This is a genomic window from Bacteroidota bacterium, assembly GCA_018831055.1.
In the GTDB taxonomy this organism is placed as follows: domain Bacteria; phylum Bacteroidota; class Bacteroidia; order Bacteroidales; family B18-G4; genus M55B132.
The window spans coordinates 1-18,077 of sequence record JAHJRE010000178.1 but is presented as its reverse complement, the minus strand read 5'-3'; the positions used below and the strand labels follow the sequence as shown (position 1 = coordinate 18,077).

Sequence of the window (18,077 nt, the reverse complement as noted above, 5' to 3'; positions counted from 1 at the left end):
TGAATGACTCCAAACTCCTGCAACCCCGTGTCAGAGAAGTCCTGCGTAATGAAATTGAAGCCCATGCCCTCGCTTTTGCCGTGGCTTTTATCGATCATCAAACCATCGATAAAGTCAATATCCTCAATGCCACATTTCTGGCAATGAATAAAGCTGTTAACGATTTAAGTATCCGGCCCGACAGATTGCTCATAGACGGAAACCGCTTCAGCAATCAAACCGGAATACCCCATGTATGCCTGATAAAAGGCGACAGTATTTACCGGAGTATTGCTGCTGCTTCCATCCTGGCCAAGACACAACGCGATGCCTTTATGAATGAAATCCATGAAGAATACCCACAGTATAACTGGAAAAAAAATAAAGGCTATGCCACGCATGAGCATTTGCTGGCCATCGCACGCCATGGACTGAGTCCATACCACAGGGTTTCCTTTCGTTCATCGATCCAGTGGAAGTTGTTTTAATAATTAACATACCCTTGTTAGTTTTAAATGCGTTATCACCTTTTAGTGCCGGTGAATATACCTTACCTTTGATAAATCATGATCCGGCAACAAATCACGTACTATGAAGAAAAATCTGAAATACATAGTTTTTACCGTTCTTAGTGTTGCCTTTCTTACAGCAGCATACCTCATTTATACGCATTATAAAAGACCGGCACTACCTCCTTCTCAGGCTATACCGGCTTCATCACTGATCTTTGCCGAGTTCCACGGTATCGTCGATCTTTGGAATGAGATCAGTACCGATAATAAAATGCATATTGATCTTCTTCAAAACTCCACTTATGCGGCTTTCTGGAATGACCTGCTGCAACTCGACTCCCTTCGGATGGCCTGGCAACCCCTGCAAGGTGACCTGGAACAAAACCAGCAATACATCTCAATGCATGCCGACAGTAACGCATTATCCTTTCTTTTCCTGTCAGGATTGTCGAAATCCATACGAGATAAGTCAATTCCTGAATTCTTTTCTTCCGTTTGGCCTCAGTATACGATAACCCAAAGCAAATACAACGGAGCACCCTTTTATACAATTGATTCACCAAAACCCTGGTATTTCACGGTTTATAAGAAAGTGTTCGCTGCAAGCCCAAGTCCGGAACTGGTGAGAAAAGCCATAGAAACCCTGAATCTTTCCTCCCGGACGGAAGACCCGCAATTCATTAAGGTTAAGGAAACGGCAGGAAAGAAAGTAGATGCCAACCTGTTCATAAGGCAAGCCGATTTCCACCGGCTGGCTGAAAAAATGGTTAACGAAAATTATGCAGAAACTGCCAGGGGACTCAAAAACCTGGCCTCCTGGACAGAATTGGATATTAACATCAAGACGGATGAAATCCTGATGAACGGATACACCTCACTGGCACCGGACGATGAAGGACAGTTATTGGGATTGTTCGCGGGCCAGGAGCCTCAGGAAATTAACGTAACACGCATACTTCCTTATCATACCAATTTCCTGTTCAGTTATGGGTTCAGTGATTTCCGCTTGTATTACGAGCAATACAAGACCTTCCTGGAAGAAAAAGGAAAAACGGATGATTATACCAAACACGTCAGATACCTTAACGAACAAAACAGCGCAGATATGCTGCAATATTTCATTCCCTGGATAGGAAAAGAAGTCTCACTCGCCCTCACCAGAAGCAATGCCGCGAATAATATTCAGGACCGCTATGTAGTGATTCATACCGGAGATATTGACAAAGCACATTCCATGCTGCCTGTTGTCAGTGATCCCAACTTCAGGTATGTATACAAGGATTACGAAATTAATATCCTGAATGCTCCGGGGCTGACTGAAATACTGTTTGGCAGTCTGTTCAGCTGTGCCGACAGACTCTTTTATACAACCGTTGAAGACTATATTGTCTTTACCAATTCTACACAATCCTTAGAGAGTTTTATAGGGAGTTTCATTTCAGGAAAGAACCTGAAAAGCAATATTAACTTCAGGAAGTTTACCGATAATATCTCCGACCGGTCGAACCTGCTCTTTTACCTTAATACCCGCAACGGTTTGGATATGACCGCACGATACCTCTCCTCTGCATTCAGTCAATATATTACCGACAATTCCCGGGTGTTGAAAAATTTTGAGGGGGCAGCCATGCAATTCAGCTACATGAATCAAATGCTCTACACAAACCTTTACCTTAAATATAACCCTTCCTATATCCAGGAAGATTACGCATTATGGAAGGTAACGCTTGATGACGCGATCAGCGGACAACCCTATTTCGTCAGGGATCACCGTACCAATACACTTAAGATCATAGTTTTCGACGAATCCAACCAGATGTATCTGATCGACCATAACGGGAAAATCATCTGGAAAAGAATGATAGGTGAACCGGTACTCAGCGATGTTCATCTGATAGATTATTACGGCAACGGTAAAATCCAGTACATGTTCAACACAGCAGGAAACATATTCCTGGTTGATCTCCTTGGCAGGGATGTGGAGGATTATCCTGTAAAATTACCTGGCAGGGCCACCAATGGGATCGCCGTATTCGATTATGATGGGGACAGGAATTACCGGATCTTTGTAGCTATGGAAGACAACAGGATTTATGGTTTTGATAAGAAAGGACTCCCCGTTTCTGGTTGGAAGAAACCTCTTGCCCTCAAACCTGTAATTGATCCTGTAGAATATATCCGGGCTTTTAACAAAGATTATATCATTATTACCGACCAGGAAGGCAATGTACGCATCTGCGACAGAAAAGGCAACGACAGAATACGTCTTCGGGAAGGATTCACCAACGCCCGTCATTCGGCTTTTTATGAAAATAAAACCAACAGCGCCAAAGGTATCATGATCACAACCGATCAGGATGGCCGGCTGACGTATATCAAAACCGATGGTAGTATAACCCGTACTGATTTCGGAAGTTTTTCACCGGGTCATTATTTCCTGTATGAAGATTTCGACCGTAACGGTCATAAAGATTTTATTTTCCTGGATAAAAACAAACTTCTTGTTTATGACAGGTTTAAAGAACCAATAATGACCTATGAGTTTACCAACGAAATTGGATCATCTCCCGTGGTAATACCTCTTTCGGGTAATGAGAACATTATTGGGATCGTAGCCGACGAGACACGAAAAATATACCTGTTCGACAAGGATGGCAACCTTTTGAGTACTCCCGACATGATCGGGAACACACAGATTCTGGTTGGAAGTCTCCTGAACGATGGTCAGTTAAATATCATTGCCGGCTCGGGGCGGTCACTCCTGAATTATTATTTCCAGTAAATTTACAAGTTTATTAAAACCCGGTTCATATGAAAAAAACCATTCCAACTGCCCTTATCACACTGATGGCAATACTTATCCTATCCGGTTGCTCCACCGGGATCCATACATCATGGACGGATCCTTATTACAAAGGCAAACGATTCAACAGCCTGACCATCCTGGCGCTTTCCGATAAACCCGAACAGCGATATGCATTTGAAAGCACCGTTTCAGGAGTTTTCAATGATAAAGGTATGAGTGCTATTCCTGCTTATACGAAACTGAAGAGCGATACCTCCTTTAAGTATTATCAGTTTGAAATGAAATTCGACAGCCTGGGAGTCGATGCAATCCTGATCTTCAGACTCCTGAGCATAAAAGAGCAGGAATCCTATGCACCCGACCAAACCTATTTCCTGCCTCAATATTATTTTAATTACTATACCTATTATTATAACCACTACAATCTGGTAAACTCTCCGGGTTATGTAAGGCGCGATACCATTGTAAAAATCGAAGCCAGCCTTTACAGCAACCGGGGAGATATGCTTGTTTGGACGGCTCAGACATCCACCATCAATCCTGCCTCGGTTGAATCTCTTGCCCGTTCGCTTGGCAAAACGGTTTTCCGTCAGCTAAAAAGGAAGAAACTAATCTGATGTCCTGCCTTCTTCTTTGGAAGAAGGCTTCCGTTGGACTTTCCCTCCCGGCTGCATACTGTTTTTCATCCCGCTGAAAACAGTTTTCCAAAGGTAGTTGATCAAACCCTTATTCTGATCCCGCTGAAAATACATCTCAGCAACCCGATTATGATCTTCCCCCGGCAGATTTGATTTATGGATAACAGTATTGGCCATAAAAGAAAGAAAACCTTGTTTATGCATGTCTGGCCGCTTCTTGTTTAAAAGGCTGACGGAAACATCCTGATACAGCATATTCATAAGCCCGGAGGCATATTGATTGTTGGCGCGTGCCTCAAAATACACTGAATCAAGCAAGCCCGATTCAAAACGGATATGCCCGTTGGGAACAGCCATGGGGTTGAATGCAGCAAAGTCCATCCTTCCAAGGTTCCCATGAAACTCAAAAGTATCACGGGTAACATCCATAGGCATGATAACCGACACATTCATTCTGCCCTGACCGTATAGCAACGCACGGGCATCAACTTTCAAAGGAATGGCACCCTGGGAACTGCTGATATTGGAAATACCCAGGTCAAGGTCACTCAGGAAAACCATTCCTTCCTCCACTGAGCCTTGCAAAAGCTCACGGTACTCAATCCTGGATCTCTGAACCAAAAACTTATCTATCCTCATGGGAACCTGAATCTTTCGTAGAAGTGACTGCGGAAGGGCAGGAAAATTATTGTAATCAAATGGGATATTTTTATCACGGAAAATATTCGCATCAAGATGATCAATCAGAATTTTTTCTATGTAGAAGGTTTTATCTTTTATCATACCGGCATAATCAATCCCGCTGACCTGCATCAAATCGGCATTCACATCAAAACGGTCGGTCTGCAGGCCATGTTTTTCCCCAAATTCCTTCATACTGTATTGGGGAACCAGGCGGAACGTGTCCACTTTCAACGATGAATCCGCTGTATTCATAGCAATTTGTGAAGCCCTGACTGCATAAAACCCATCCTTAAAAACCAGGAAAGGCTCATAAACATCCATTCTGAACACACCGACATTTAAGGGAATAGCACGGACAGTGTCGTTAAACAAAAACTCCAGGTCATCAACTTCCAAATCCATATCACTGCACCTCACCCGGAAAACGCCCCCCGGCATATGGCTTAGGTTCATGCTTAATCCCGTAAAACGAATATTCTTTATCTCAAGGCTGCCTGGTTTGTTATCAGCATGAGTTTCAACCATAGTGTCTTTGTCAGGCCTGCTTTCCACACGGAATCCATCCCTGAATGATCCGAACTTACCCGAAACAACCAGCCCATTGGAATTTAACTCACTCATTGCGATTTTTCGCGCACGAAACCATGGCATTACCCGAAACCCTTTCACCTCCAATTTCTCGAGATAAACCCTTGCGGTTGTATCAGCTTTAACCCGGATATCCAATCCGGTAACCCTGACTGAACGACTGATAACATTTACATGAATATCCTCAAAGCTGATATTCATTCCTGTATTTTGCTCCAGGATCGCATTTTTAACCTGCCTTTCCAGAAATTTACCGGCAAGGAAACCGGCAAAAACGATAAACAGCAGAAAAATTGCCAATGGATAAAGGAATAAACGGTATCTGGCACGGGAAACAGGAGTTTGTACAACTTTAATTCTCATTGTATTTTAATATCAGAACTATTTGCTAAAAACTTTGTTACTTTATCGTATGATAAAACAATAAAGATAATCAATAAGTTTATAGTCATGGACATTAGCAAATACACAGATTATGCAGTCGAACTGATAATGAATTACGGTCCTAAGCTGTTACTGGCCATTGTAACACTAATTATCGGTTTATGGCTGATCAAAGTACTTTCAAAAGGTGTATTCAGGATGATGGAAAGAAGGAATATTGATCCTTCCCTGAAAACATTTCTAAAGAGCCTTTTATCCATCCTTTTGAAGATCGTTCTTATCATTACAGTTATTGGAATGGTTGGAGTGGAGATTACCGCATTTCTTGCCATATTTGCCTCCATTGGTATAGGTATAGGTATGGCATTGTCGGGAACATTGCAAAATGTAGCCGGTGGGATTTTTATCCTGTTTATGAAACCATACAAATTAGGTGATTTCGTGAAGATTCAAAGTGAAATGGGAACCGTTAAAGCCATACAGGTTTTTCATACCGTTTTGAAGACTGTCGACAACAAGACCATCGTCGTACCAAATGCTCTCGTTATTAATGGAATATTGATAAATTACTCAGATGAAGATAAGCGCAGGGTTGATTTTATCTTCGGAATAGATTATAAGGACGATATTGACTTAGCCAAAGAGGTAATAATGGGTCTCATCAGAACCGATAAGAGGATCATCAACGAACCGGATCCTCCTTTTGTTGCGGTCAACGACCTCGGTAACAGCTCAGTGAACCTGGTTGTCAGAGTTTGGGTAAATTCCCCTGACTACTGGGATGTATATTTTTATCTGATGGAAAGTGTGAAAAAGGCCTTCGATGCCAATGGCATTTCCATTCCTTACCCGCAGCAGGATGTTTATGTTCATCAGGTGAAATAATTGTTTTCAATGGTCCGGGCCTTCGCAGGAAGGTTAGAATCTTTAATTAACGATAAATTAACATCTCCTTTCTGCATTATTCATAAGTTTGATAGCTTTTACAGTTTATTCATAACTTTAAAATGACAAATGAAATAGTACGATTTTTTTATGATTTAAGACACAATTATGAAACTTAACGGACTGACCATTGGCATCAATGTGTTTATGCTGATGTTTTTTTTAACCTCATGTGAAGATAAAGCAGGCCGAATGACTATTACTGCGATTGTTGAAACCGAGCCTGTTGCTGCCGGCCTGGGTGATGATGCCGCCGATGACCCGGCCATCTGGATTCATCCTGAATATCCTGATTCAAGCACAATCATAGGAACAAATAAAAAATCAGGGTTAGGGGTATATGATCTTAACGGCCGTCAAAAATTCTTTTATCCTGCCGGCCGGATAAATAACGTTGATGTTCGCTATGGTTTCCCGCTCAATGATTCTGTAAGTATTGACATTGCTGCAGGCGGTAACCGCTCCAATCTTACCATTGAAATATTTGCCATTGATTCCCGGTCGGGAGCCCTCACGGATATTGCAGCAAGGGAGATCAGCATCGATACACTCGGTATGACGGATGCTTATGGGTTCTGTCTTTACCGGAACCCGGCCACCGGACAATTTTTTGCCTATGTAAACGACACCAACGGGAATGTACAGCAATGGCAACTTTTACCCTCCGGTGAAGGAAAAGCCGATGCCGTGCTCGTCCGGCACTGGAAACTGGACAGCCAGGTGGAAGGGATGGTTTGCGACGATGCCAACGGATCCTTGTTCATCGGGGAAGAAGGAAGAGGTATCTGGCGCTTCCCGGCATGCCCCGATAAACCGGCGGATGGCTTCTTTATCCCTAACAGTGGTAGCGATAACCCGGATGTAGCCTTCGATATAGAAGGATTGGCCCTGTTTATCACCGGATCAGGCAATGGATACCTCGTTGCTTCAAGCCAGGGAAACAACGGATACCTCGTCTTCAAACGCAACCCCAACCATGAATATCTCGGAATATTCAGGGTTGCCGATGGAGTGATAGATGGTACAGAAGGTACCGACGGTATTGAGATCACATCCTTTCCTTTAGGAAGTATGTTCCCGGGTGGCTTAATGGTTATCCAGGACGACGTGAACACCGATGGTGAAACCGTTCGACCGCAAAATTTCAAACTCGTAAGCTGGAGAACCATCGCCGATTACTTTACTCCTCCTTTATCATCAGGAAACGAAGGCTATAACCCGAGAAACTAATATTTATCCAGGAAAAGCCAATCACTGCTTCCAGCGTTGATAGTACAGGTACAGGAAGGATAATAAGCCCATGATTATACTGTAAATGTACTCTGTAGTCCAGATGATGACGATGTTTAAATGCCATACATTTACCATCAGGTAAGTGGAAATCAGGTACACAACAATGGTAATAAACTCAATAATAAGAGAATACTGTGTTTTGCCGGTTCCTGAAACCCCATTAAATAAAATAAAAGAAACGGATAAAAAAATTGCCGCTAAGCTAACCACCTTAAGGACAGGAATACTGGCACTGATCAGTCCGGCATCGTTGGAATATATAGAAAGGATCTGTTCCGGAAATCCCAGACTTATCAGCACAAACAAAGTAACCGCGATAAAAGTAAGTATTACATTTTTGAAGATCACTCCCGGGACTTCCGCACGCCGGCGGGCTCCGATGACATAGCTTACAAGGGTATTGGTTGCTGAAGAAAATCCCCAGATCGGGATCATCAGGACTATGTAAAAGCTTCTGATGACATTGGAAACTGCAAGTGGCAATTCTCCCATCTTTTCAACCATCAGGAAAAAGACCAACCAGGATCCGATAGAAAGAAAATTTTGCACCATGATCGGTGAGGCAAGCATAAATATCCTGGTGAACAGCTCCTTCCGGAAACCACGAAATGAAAAGAGATCATACTTTTTCCTGGAAGTACGGGAAATAGTAAAAACTGCAAAAAACAAGGTTGCAGATGCCTCGGCAATCACCGAAGCAAGGGCAGCCCCGCGTATGCCCATTTCAGGAAAGCCAAAATGACCGAAAATCAATGAATAATCCAGGAAGACATTCACAAGGGCCAAAACCATCGTGCTCCAGGTAATAACCTTCGTTCTTGCAATACCAATATAGAATGCTCTGAACAGAAGGTTTGTGAATGCGAAAAAGATGCCGTAGGATCGGTAGCGGATGAAATTGTCCGTTTCGCGAAAAACATCCTCCGAGCCAATGATCCCCGACAACATGCTGCCGGAAAGGAACTGCATGAACACAAACATCAATAATGCCAGGGGCAGCATGAACCAGGCCGCCTGTTCCATGGTCTGCCCTATTTCCGTGTATTTTTCCTCGCCGTTACGCCTAGCGACAATGATCTGCGTCCCGATGGCAAATCCGAAACCCAGCATGAAAATCACAATGTAAAAAAGACCGCCTATTGCTGCAGCTCCTAAGGCCACTACTCCGACCCTTCCCAGAAAGGCAGTGTCGGTAACATTGATAATGTTCTGTGCAACGCTGCCCAGTATGATAGGATAAGCGATCTGCCAGATCCTGCGGTATGTTATGCTGGTTGTGGGTATCATAGGCGGGGCAAAATTAGGTAAATGATGCCAATTCCGGTATGTGTTTCTTTTTTGAGTTTATTCTGCTATTTTTGTGAAAACTGTTCATACTAAACCTATGGTTATGAAGAAAAAACTTTTTCTTTCAGGAATGATCTTTTTACTACTTCTTCCTGTTTCAGACACTTTTGCTCAAAACCGCGACTGGTCGATCGTGGCAAGTTATACAGTGCCGGGCAAAGCTTCAGGCCTTGCCTGGGATGGGACCTTTCTCTATTACGGCATCTATGGTGCCAACGGGGATCATTTTTACAAATTTGATCCTGCAACAGGAACAGCTTCTGTGCTTTTCATTAATCCTGCGATTGATGATTCATATGGCATGACCTACGACGGAACCCACCTCTGGATCATTGATCAGCCGGCTTCAAGTTCACAGCCGGCCCTGGCTACAAAACTGGACATGACGGGAAACATCATCTCCACCATCCCCCTGCCCGATCATTACATGTCGGGGATAGCATGGGATGACGGTGATTTCTGGGTGAACACCTACTACCCTGATCCCGGAACCACCTACAAAGTAGATAACACCGGGTCTCCTCTTTCCCAGTTTGTGCCCCCGGCCGACCAGCCCTGGGATATATGCCTGGAAGGTGCCGACCTGTGGATTGCGGACTATAACGCTAATATGCTCTATAAAGTGGACGTTACTGGCACTATCCTGGAACAACACCCTTCAGAAAATATTAAACCCGCAGGAATCGTTTTCGATGGCATTTATCTTTGGTACGTCGATGGACAACTCAGCTCCAACAGCACGCTTTATAAGGTTGACCTGGGTGGTGCAGGCACCCCCGCCATCAATATCCCCCAACGCTCCCACGATTATGGAACCGTAACAACCGGCACATCGGAAACCTGGGACATGGAAGTGCAAAATACCGGTACGGCCGATTTAAGCATTACCGGGATTGTCATTCCTTCCGGTCAACCCATTTCGACTACCTTCACGCCTCCGCTGGTTATTCAACCCGGGCACTCGGCTGACATTCCCATTACCTATGCCCCTCTCCAGCCAGGTACGCTTAACACATCCATCACAGTGCAGTCCAGTGATCCTATAACACCCAATCTGGATGTCGCACTCCTCGGAGAAGCCGTCAATCCCGGCCCTAGCATCGTGATCACCCAATCAACCCACGACTACGGCCTGGTAAGAATGAACGCGTATACACGATGGTTCCTGGAAATAAAAAACATCGGCAGTGAAAGCCTCTCCATCACCGAAATCAATTCCTCGATCCCCGAATTCATTGTCGAACAGGAAACAGTTTTTCCCATCGAGCTTTTACCCCTGGAAACAGCAGAAATCGGTATCTGGTTCCATCCGGTTCAGGGAAGCTACTACAATGGTGAACTGGAAATCGTCAATAACGACCTGGCCCATAACCCAACCATGGTATTCCTGGAGGGTGAAGGAAACGACGCACAATGGCCCATCGGGGAGGCACTCTGGTATTATTATATCGATGAAAGCTTCGACAATAGTCCCAAGGCAATACATCCCGTTAAGGATATTACCGGCGATGGTGTTGATGAGGTGGTTGTATGCTCTGAAGACAATAACATCCGCTGTTTCAACGGAAATTCATCGGGTATGGCCGATGTCATGTGGACCACCAATGTGTATTCAGGAAACGTGGCATATCAGAATGATATTACTGTGATCCCCGACATTAATGGCGACGGGTATGAGGATGTGATCGTGGGAACAACCGGAGGCGACCGTTCGGTTATAGCTCTTTCAGGAAAAAAAGGCAGTGTCTTATGGAAATTCCTCACGAGTTCATGGGGCGGCGAAGGCGGATGGGTTTTCCAGGTTGATGCATCCTATGATTATAATGGTGATGCATTCCCTGATGTGCTTGCGGCCGTGAGCGACGGCGATGGCTCCGGACCGGCCCGCGTGTTTGCTATCGATGGAAAAACAGGAGATGACATCTGGGACTGCTATACCGGAGGTCCTAATTTTTCCGTGATCGGCGTGAAAGACTTTAACGGTGATAATATCCCCGATGCAGTGGCCGGAGCCTCTGATGCCGGTGAACTGCAGGGTTATGTTTATGGTATCAACGGCGCAGATGGTAATATCGAATGGACTTTCGAAGCCGGAGGATCCTCGGTGTGGGCACTCGGACAACTCAGCGACATCAATGGCAAAGGGGTCCAGGATATCATTGCCGGCGATTTCGGAGGGAATTACTATTTCCTGGATGCGGAAGACGGAGCAGAGCTTTATTCAGGAAGCCTGGGATTCTCCAATATTATTACCCGATTTGCCAGACTTGACGACGTTAACGGTGATGCACTCCCCGATTTCACACCCGGTTACAGCGGAACAAATGCAACCGTGATAAACGGGCAGGATGCTTCCAACATATGGTTTCAGTCGCTTTCCGATAAGTCGTGGAATGTAGCCCGTATCAGTGATGTTTCCGGTGATGGTATTAACGATGTGATCGTCGGGACCCTCTTTACAAACAATTATTGCTATTTCCTGAACGGAACCGACGGCGAAGTGCTGGAATCCATAAACTACTCGGAACCGGTGGATGCCATCAATTCCATCCCCGATATCACAGGTGATCATTCGATGGAAATGGTTGCCGGCGGTAGATATGGGAAGATCTTCTGTTATTCGGGAGGCTTAAATTCGGCAGTAGGCATTAATGAAAAACCGGCTATTGGGAATATCAAGGCTCATGCCTTTCCGAATCCATTGAATACGGATGAAGGTTCTCCTCTGATCATCGAATACACTTTACAAGAAAGTGGGAAGACAGTGATAAGGATCCTGAACAGCCTTGGAATGGACATAGGGACTCTCCATGAAGCTGAGGAATCGGCTGGAGTTCAAAGGATACCGGCCGACCTTTCAGGACTTTCCGGCGGCATTTACTTCATCAGCATTCAACACGGAAACAGCCTGACAACCCTTAAAATAACCATACACTAAGATGCATATTCTGATCACCGGCGCCACAGGTTTCATTGGAACAGCCCTCAGTAAAAAGCTGCTTCAGGATGGCCATAGCCTTGTTGCCCTTTCAACAAGGCCCCAGGAAAGGAATCGCTTGCCTGATACCTCTGTTCAGGCCATTTCCTGGCAACTGCCTGTAGCAGACCTGGCCAAAGTACTTGAAACCTGTGACGCGGTGATAAACCTTGCCGGAGCAGATATATCGGCCAGATCCTGGTCGGCCTCCTATAAGAAAATTATGGAGGACAGCCGCATACTCACTACCCAAAAGCTTGTTGAAGCGATTCGTCTGGCCGGCAACAAACCGAAAGTCTTCATACAAGGATCCGCTATTGGATTTTACGGCAACCATCCGGCACAAACCTTTGATGAAGAATCTCCCAGAGGAAGGGGTTATTTACCTGATCTGGTTGAAAGATGGGAAAATGCAGCAAACCCGTTGACGGAAATGGGCATCCGGGTTGTCTGGATCAGGACGGGGGTTGTGATAGGCCGCAACGGAGGTATGCTGAAGGCATTGGAACCGGCTTTCAGGCTCTTCGCCGGAGGTCCCCCGGGAAATGGTAAACAATGGTTTTCCTGGATAGCCCTCAGGGATGAAGTAAACGCTGTTTTGTTTCTGCTTGATCAAACGGATCTTTCGGGAATGTTCAATCTCACTGCTCCGGAGCCGATGCAGATAAAAGACTTCCTCAAGGTTTTTGGAAAAGTCATGAACAGGCCATCATGGTTGCCGCTTCCACGGCCTGCCCTCAGACTTTTCCTGGGAGAAAGAGCAGATGCCCTGCTGCTCGCCAGCCAGAAAGTGATTCCTAAACGCCTGACCGATAACGGATTTCAATTTGAGTTCCCCGAGGCAAATAAAGCCCTGGGTTCGATGTATTCCTAATTTTGTTTAATATTTTTACATATTCATTGAACATATTAGGCCCCAATCTGTTTATGGGATAACTGAAATCCAGCAATCAGCTTTGATCCATGAAAGAACCCATTTCCATATTCTGGTTCCGGCGAGATCTCCGGACTGTTGACAACGCAGGACTTTATGCTGCCTTACAAGGCCAATATCCTGTGTTGCCGGTTTTCATCTTCGACACCGGGATACTGGACAACCTGGAAAAACCCTACGACAGAAGGGTTTCGTTTATACACTCCCGCATCGCCGGTCTGAAAAAGGAACTTGAAACTTACGGTAGCAGCCTGCTCACATTGTATGGAAATACTGAGCAGATCATAGAATCCCTAACCTCTCAGTACACGGTATCGGCGGTTTATATTAACCATGATTATGAACCATACGCCATCCGAAGGGATCATAACATAGCCCGGATCCTTTCATCAAAGGGCATTGCTTTTCACACCTTCAAAGACCAGGTCATCCTGGAAAAAAATGAGGTTATGAAGGATGATGGCAAACCTTATAGTATCTTCACTCCATACATGAAAAAGTGGAAAGCGAAATTGGATTTGGCTGCAATCCAGGAATATCCTTCGGAAAAGCACCTCAACCGCTTGCTGAAGACCCAGCCATTTCCTTTGGTTTCACTTGAAGACATGGGATTTGTTGCAGGGGATGGGCATTTTCCTGAAGGAACCATCGATACTGACATCATCGGGAAGTACGATCAAACGCGCGATTATCCGGCTCTGAACGGAACCAGCCGTCTGGGGCCGCACCTCAGGTTCGGGACCATCAGCATCCGGGACCTGGTCAAAACGGCTGCAAGCCTTAACGAGACTTTTCTTAACGAGCTTATCTGGCGTGAGTTTTATATGATGATACTCTGGCATTTTCCGTTTGTGGAGGGAAGGGCTTTCCGGCCGGCTTACGACAACATGCTCTGGAGAAACAACGAGGAAGAGTTTATGGCATGGTGCAACGGACAAACAGGCTATCCCCTTGTGGATGCCGGCATGCGCCAGCTTAACCAAACAGGATATATGCACAACCGTATCAGGATGATATGCGCCAGCTTCCTGACAAAACACCTGTTGATTGACTGGCGCTGGGGTGAAAAATATTTTGCAGACAAACTGCTTGACTTTGAATTATCGTCAAACAACGGAGGATGGCAATGGGCAGCCGGCACCGGGTGCGATGCCGCTCCCTATTTCAGGATTTTCAATCCCGAAAGCCAGCAAAAGAAATTCGATCCCAGGAAGGAGTATATAAGAAAATTTGTTCCCGAATTCGATACTGCTTCTTATCCCAAACCCATTGTTGAACACAAATTTGCGAGAGAAAGAGCGCTAAAGGCCTATCAGGAGGTTTTGTAAAATGAAGAAACATAAAATAACACTTACATTGATATTCATGGTTGCATCGTTGATTACGCTGCACGCACAAACGGGGTCGGTAAAAGGAAGAATATTCAACACCAACACCAACGAACCCATTCCATTTGCCAATATCATTATCACCAATACCTCGATTGGTACTACATCGGATTTTGATGGTAACTTTACGTTTACCGGACTCAATCCGGGATTTGTAACCCTTACTGCTACGGCAGTCGGTTACCAGAACCGCATCACCGAGGAGGTTGCTGTAACCAATGTAGGGGCCGTATTCCTCGACATACCTATGACCCCTGCACAAGTCCAGTTACAGGAGGTGGTAGTCAGGTCTAGTCCGTTTGAGCGTGATAACCAGAGTCCTGTAAGTATCCGGTCCCTTGGAGTCTCTGAAATTGAGAAAAATCCGGGCTCCAACAGGGATATTTCCAGGGTTATTCAAAACCTCCCGGGTGTTGCCTCCAGCGTTTCATACCGCAACGACATTATTGTCAGGGGTGGTGGCCCAAGCGAAAATAAATTCTATCTGGAAGATGTCGAGATACCAACCATCAATCATTTTTCCACACAAGGTGCTTCGGGTGGGCCCGTAGGCATCATCAATGCCGATTTCCTCCGGGAAGTAGATCTGTATTCGGGCGCATTTCCTGCAAGCAGAGGCAATGCACTCAGTTCTATCCTGGAGATGAAAATGAAGAATGGCAATCCCGAACGGACAATCATCAGGGGAACCGTAGGAGCATCCGACCTGGCGCTTACCATGGAAGGACCATTGGGGAAGAAATCAACCTATATAATCTCTGCCCGCAGATCTTACCTGCAATTCCTCTTTGATGCTCTCGGACTTCCTTTCCTGCCCACTTACAACGATTTCCAGCTGAAAAACCGGATCATCCTGGATGAAAAAAATACGCTGACCTTTATCGGATTAGGCTCTATCGACGATTTCAGGCTAAATACAGGACTAAAAAATCCAACAGAAGACCAACAGTATATTTTAAGCTTTCTTCCATCCAACAAACAGCGTACATATGCTATCGGGGCCGTTTATAAACATTTCGGAAGCACCGGGAATCATACCTTTGTTTTAAGCCGCAACTTCCTGGATAACCGCTCGATAAAATACCGCAATAACGACGAAAGCTCCGAAGCCAATAAAACTTACGACTATACCTCCCAGGAAGCTGAGAATAAGCTAAGATATGAACACGACCTCAACCGCGAAGGTTTTCGCCTGAATTACGGAGCCGGGCTCGAATATGCAACCTATTCTAATGAGACATACCTGCTTTCTTACGACGATAAGGGACCGGTTACCATTAACTACGACAGCAACCTGGATCTGTGGTCATGGAATCTGTTTGGTCAGATAACCCGTGGGTTTTTCCGGGAGCGCTTATCGCTATCCCTTGGTGTACGTGCTGATGCAAACAATTATTCATCCACGATGAACAACCTGCTGAAGCAAATTTCACCCCGTTTTTCCGCATCCTGGGTGATGGCGGACAACTGGTACCTGAATTTCAATACCGGCAGATATTATCAGCGACCGGCATTTACAACACTGGGATTCAAAAACAACCAGGGGGAGCTGGTTAACCGTGACAATGACCTCACATACATCCGTGCGGACCATATTGTCGGAGGTATTGAATACAGCCCCAATCCCGACGTACAGTTTTCGCTGGAGGGATTCATCAAATACTACGACGATTATCCTTTTTCCGTGACCGACTCCATCAGTCTGGCCAGTAAAGGTGGAGGTTATGGCACATTTGGAGATGAAGAGGTCATCTCTACATCCAAAGGACAGGCATTTGGAGCGGAAGTATTCGCCAGGGGAAAGGTCTTCGACCGCATCAGCACAATACTTTCGTACACTTTCGTAAGAAGCAAATTCCAGGATAAGAATGGGATATACATTCCATCTGCCTGGGACAACAAACATATACTTAACCTGACAGCCAGGACAAGCTTCCGCGGAAACTGGGATGTGGGAGCACGATGGAGATATGTTGGCGGAGCTCCTTACACGCCATGGGACATCAACAAGTCGAGCCTCGTACAAGCATGGAATGCCAATGGCAGGGGATATCTTGATTTCGATGAATTCAACACCTTGCGTCTTAGATCATTCCACCAGCTGGATATACGCGTCGATAAATCCTGGTTCTTTAAAAACTGGTCATTAACCTTTTATCTCGACATCCAGAATGTTTATAATTTTAAAGGAGAAGAACCCGATAACCTTATACAGGTAACAGATGCCAGTGGTAATCCCATTATCATCAACCCATCGGATCCGGTTGACCAGCAACGTTATCTTCTCAAGGAGATACCCAGCGAAGCCGGTACCATTCTGCCAACATTAGGGGTTATCGTTGAGTTTAGTGTATTTAATAAGAAAAACAAAAAGTAAATCCTATGCGATACATTGCCATTTCTATAGTGTTAGCTTTTCTGGCAACTGTAGTTTTTGTATCCTGCAGTTCTTCCAGGAAATCAGGTATTGACCCTGAAGAAAACTTCGTTTTATCCACATTACCCGACAGCACCGGCAGGCCGGTTGAAATAACCTTCCGTAAAGGCCCTTCCTTTAATTATCCTTTACTTGCAATCTGGGTTGAAGATATGGACAGTAACTACATTGCCACATTGTATATAGCAGAATCCATAGGCAAAGGAACATTTCAACGGGCACAAGCATCGCAAGGAAAATGGCAACCCGGAGAAGCACGGAGACCGGCCGCTTTGCCATATTGGGCGCATAAAAGAGGTGTGCAGGAAGCCGACGGACTTTATTTGCCTACTCCGGAAAACCCTGTTCCTGATGCCATCACAGGCCCTACCCCAACCGGGAATTTCACCCTGAAGAGTTTTATCCCGGATCGTAACGATGACCAAATACGTATCCTGCTGGAGATTAACCAATCATGGGACTGGAATGAATTCTGGACAAACAACAAGTACTTAAACGACAAGGAATACATGTCGTCAAGCCAGCCTGCAGTGGTTTATGAAGCCATCATCGATCCTGCTTACATGCAGGATGAATACATCATGAAACCCATAGGCCATAGCCATTACAGCGGGAAAGACGGTAAACTGTACCGGGATCTGGAAACGCTTACATCGGCATTGGAAATCAGTGCCGTGATCAAAATTCGCTTCCCGGAGGAGCAATAATCACCTTCAACCCGGAAGTGATCCCTATTTTGAGATCATCAATGGCCTCCCTTCTTTTTAAAGGATTGCCTTCCAACCGGGCACAAATGCAATTGGCATCTTCATCTGATGCTGTATTCGTAAGAATATAGTCGTTCAGAGTAGACAGGTCTTCTGTTTCTCCGATGTCTATCACATCGTGATGACTTTTATCGTTATCATCTGTCCTTCTGGCGATGATATATACTCCTCCCTCCCTCTTGAACTGACCGGCAGCAGTAAACGAATAGAACCGGTAATGCTTCCCGGAACGCCCCCGCAAATAAAACATCTTAATTTCTCCCATATAGAAAGAGGATTTTGTTTGTACTAAAATTACAACAAAAAGTATTGATTTGCAAGAAGAAAATTCTTGTAAGGAATGTTAAAATTGTGCCCCCGGCCCCTCTTCGATCATAACACCTCACCCCCGGCCCCTC

Annotated in this window: 13 protein-coding genes; 10 read left to right on the top strand and 3 right to left on the bottom strand. The window is 45.2% G+C overall.

Translation table 11 applies throughout. The features are described from left to right. The 3 genes from KKA81_11500 to KKA81_11490 all read left to right on the top strand — a co-directional run. The coding region (locus KKA81_11500; GenBank protein ID MBU2651552.1) for a ribonuclease HII at positions 1–467 on the top strand (467 nt) is incomplete at its 5' end. A 103-nt stretch (positions 468–570) separates the two neighbouring features. Beyond that, positions 571–3,273, top strand: a complete 2,703-nt coding sequence (locus KKA81_11495; protein MBU2651551.1) for a DUF3352 domain-containing protein — start codon at positions 571–573, stop codon at positions 3,271–3,273. Between the two features lie 29 nt (positions 3,274–3,302). Further along, on the top strand, positions 3,303–3,914 hold the full coding sequence (locus tag KKA81_11490) for a hypothetical protein (GenBank protein ID MBU2651550.1): 612 nt from the start codon (positions 3,303–3,305) through the stop codon (positions 3,912–3,914). Here the strand turns inward: KKA81_11490 and KKA81_11485 are convergent. Beyond that, on the bottom strand, positions 3,906–5,570 hold the full coding sequence (locus KKA81_11485; protein ID MBU2651549.1) for a DUF748 domain-containing protein: 1,665 nt from the start codon (positions 5,568–5,570) through the stop codon (positions 3,906–3,908). The two genes, KKA81_11490 and KKA81_11485, sit on opposite strands and share 9 nt — an antisense overlap. Before the next feature lie 87 nt (positions 5,571–5,657). On the opposite strand from KKA81_11485, the gene KKA81_11480 reads away from it, so the two are divergent. Beyond that, positions 5,658–6,476: a mechanosensitive ion channel gene (locus KKA81_11480; protein MBU2651548.1), complete on the top strand. Its 819-nt coding sequence runs from the start codon at positions 5,658–5,660 to the stop codon at positions 6,474–6,476. A gap of 168 nt (positions 6,477–6,644) precedes the next feature. Further along, positions 6,645–7,766, top strand: coding sequence for a phytase (locus KKA81_11475; GenBank protein MBU2651547.1), 1,122 nt, complete (start codon positions 6,645–6,647; stop codon positions 7,764–7,766). Positions 7,767–7,787: 21 nt separating this feature from the next. Here KKA81_11475 and KKA81_11470 read toward each other — a convergent pair whose 3' ends face one another. Beyond that, positions 7,788–9,116, bottom strand: a complete 1,329-nt coding sequence (locus tag KKA81_11470) for an MATE family efflux transporter (GenBank protein ID MBU2651546.1) — start codon at positions 9,114–9,116, stop codon at positions 7,788–7,790. Positions 9,117–9,219: 103 nt separating this feature from the next. On the opposite strand from KKA81_11470, the gene KKA81_11465 reads away from it, so the two are divergent. The 5 genes from KKA81_11465 (at position 9,220) to KKA81_11445 (ending at position 17,619) form a co-directional block, all read left to right on the top strand. Beyond that, entirely contained in the window at positions 9,220–12,114 is a 2,895-nt protein-coding gene (locus KKA81_11465) for a choice-of-anchor D domain-containing protein (protein MBU2651545.1), read from the top strand. A gap of 1 nt (position 12,115) precedes the next feature. Continuing rightward, positions 12,116–13,027, top strand: coding sequence for a TIGR01777 family oxidoreductase (locus KKA81_11460; protein ID MBU2651544.1), 912 nt, complete (start codon positions 12,116–12,118; stop codon positions 13,025–13,027). 89 nt (positions 13,028–13,116) lie between these two features. Further along, entirely contained in the window at positions 13,117–14,415 is a 1,299-nt protein-coding gene (locus tag KKA81_11455) for a DNA photolyase family protein (protein ID MBU2651543.1), read from the top strand. 1 nt (position 14,416) lies between these two features. After that, positions 14,417–16,852, top strand: a complete 2,436-nt coding sequence (locus KKA81_11450; protein ID MBU2651542.1) for a TonB-dependent receptor — start codon at positions 14,417–14,419, stop codon at positions 16,850–16,852. Positions 16,853–16,857: 5 nt separating this feature from the next. Next, positions 16,858–17,619: a hypothetical protein gene (locus tag KKA81_11445; GenBank protein ID MBU2651541.1), complete on the top strand. Its 762-nt coding sequence runs from the start codon at positions 16,858–16,860 to the stop codon at positions 17,617–17,619. Here the strand turns inward: KKA81_11445 and KKA81_11440 are convergent. Further along, positions 17,591–17,944, bottom strand: coding sequence for a hypothetical protein (locus KKA81_11440; GenBank protein ID MBU2651540.1), 354 nt, complete (start codon positions 17,942–17,944; stop codon positions 17,591–17,593). The two genes, KKA81_11445 and KKA81_11440, sit on opposite strands and share 29 nt — an antisense overlap. Between the last annotated feature and the right edge of the window lie 133 nt (positions 17,945–18,077).

Bases quoted from the DNA above. Each gene is read 5' to 3' on its own strand.
- KKA81_11480 (MBU2651548.1), top strand. From the start codon at position 5,658: ATGGACATTAGCAAATACACAGATTATGCAGTCGAACTGATAATGAAT.
- KKA81_11440 (MBU2651540.1), bottom strand. From the start codon at position 17,944: ATGGGAGAAATTAAGATGTTTTATTTGCGGGGGCGTTCCGGGAAGCAT.
- KKA81_11450 (MBU2651542.1), top strand. From the start codon at position 14,417: ATGAAGAAACATAAAATAACACTTACATTGATATTCATGGTTGCATCG.
- KKA81_11465 (MBU2651545.1), top strand. From the start codon at position 9,220: ATGAAGAAAAAACTTTTTCTTTCAGGAATGATCTTTTTACTACTTCTT.
- KKA81_11475 (MBU2651547.1), top strand. From the start codon at position 6,645: ATGAAACTTAACGGACTGACCATTGGCATCAATGTGTTTATGCTGATG.
- KKA81_11470 (MBU2651546.1), bottom strand. From the start codon at position 9,116: ATGATACCCACAACCAGCATAACATACCGCAGGATCTGGCAGATCGCT.
- KKA81_11490 (MBU2651550.1), top strand. From the start codon at position 3,303: ATGAAAAAAACCATTCCAACTGCCCTTATCACACTGATGGCAATACTT.
- KKA81_11495 (MBU2651551.1), top strand. From the start codon at position 571: ATGAAGAAAAATCTGAAATACATAGTTTTTACCGTTCTTAGTGTTGCC.
- KKA81_11455 (MBU2651543.1), top strand. From the start codon at position 13,117: ATGAAAGAACCCATTTCCATATTCTGGTTCCGGCGAGATCTCCGGACT.
- KKA81_11445 (MBU2651541.1), top strand. From the start codon at position 16,858: ATGCGATACATTGCCATTTCTATAGTGTTAGCTTTTCTGGCAACTGTA.
- KKA81_11485 (MBU2651549.1), bottom strand. From the start codon at position 5,570: ATGAGAATTAAAGTTGTACAAACTCCTGTTTCCCGTGCCAGATACCGT.
- KKA81_11460 (MBU2651544.1), top strand. From the start codon at position 12,116: ATGCATATTCTGATCACCGGCGCCACAGGTTTCATTGGAACAGCCCTC.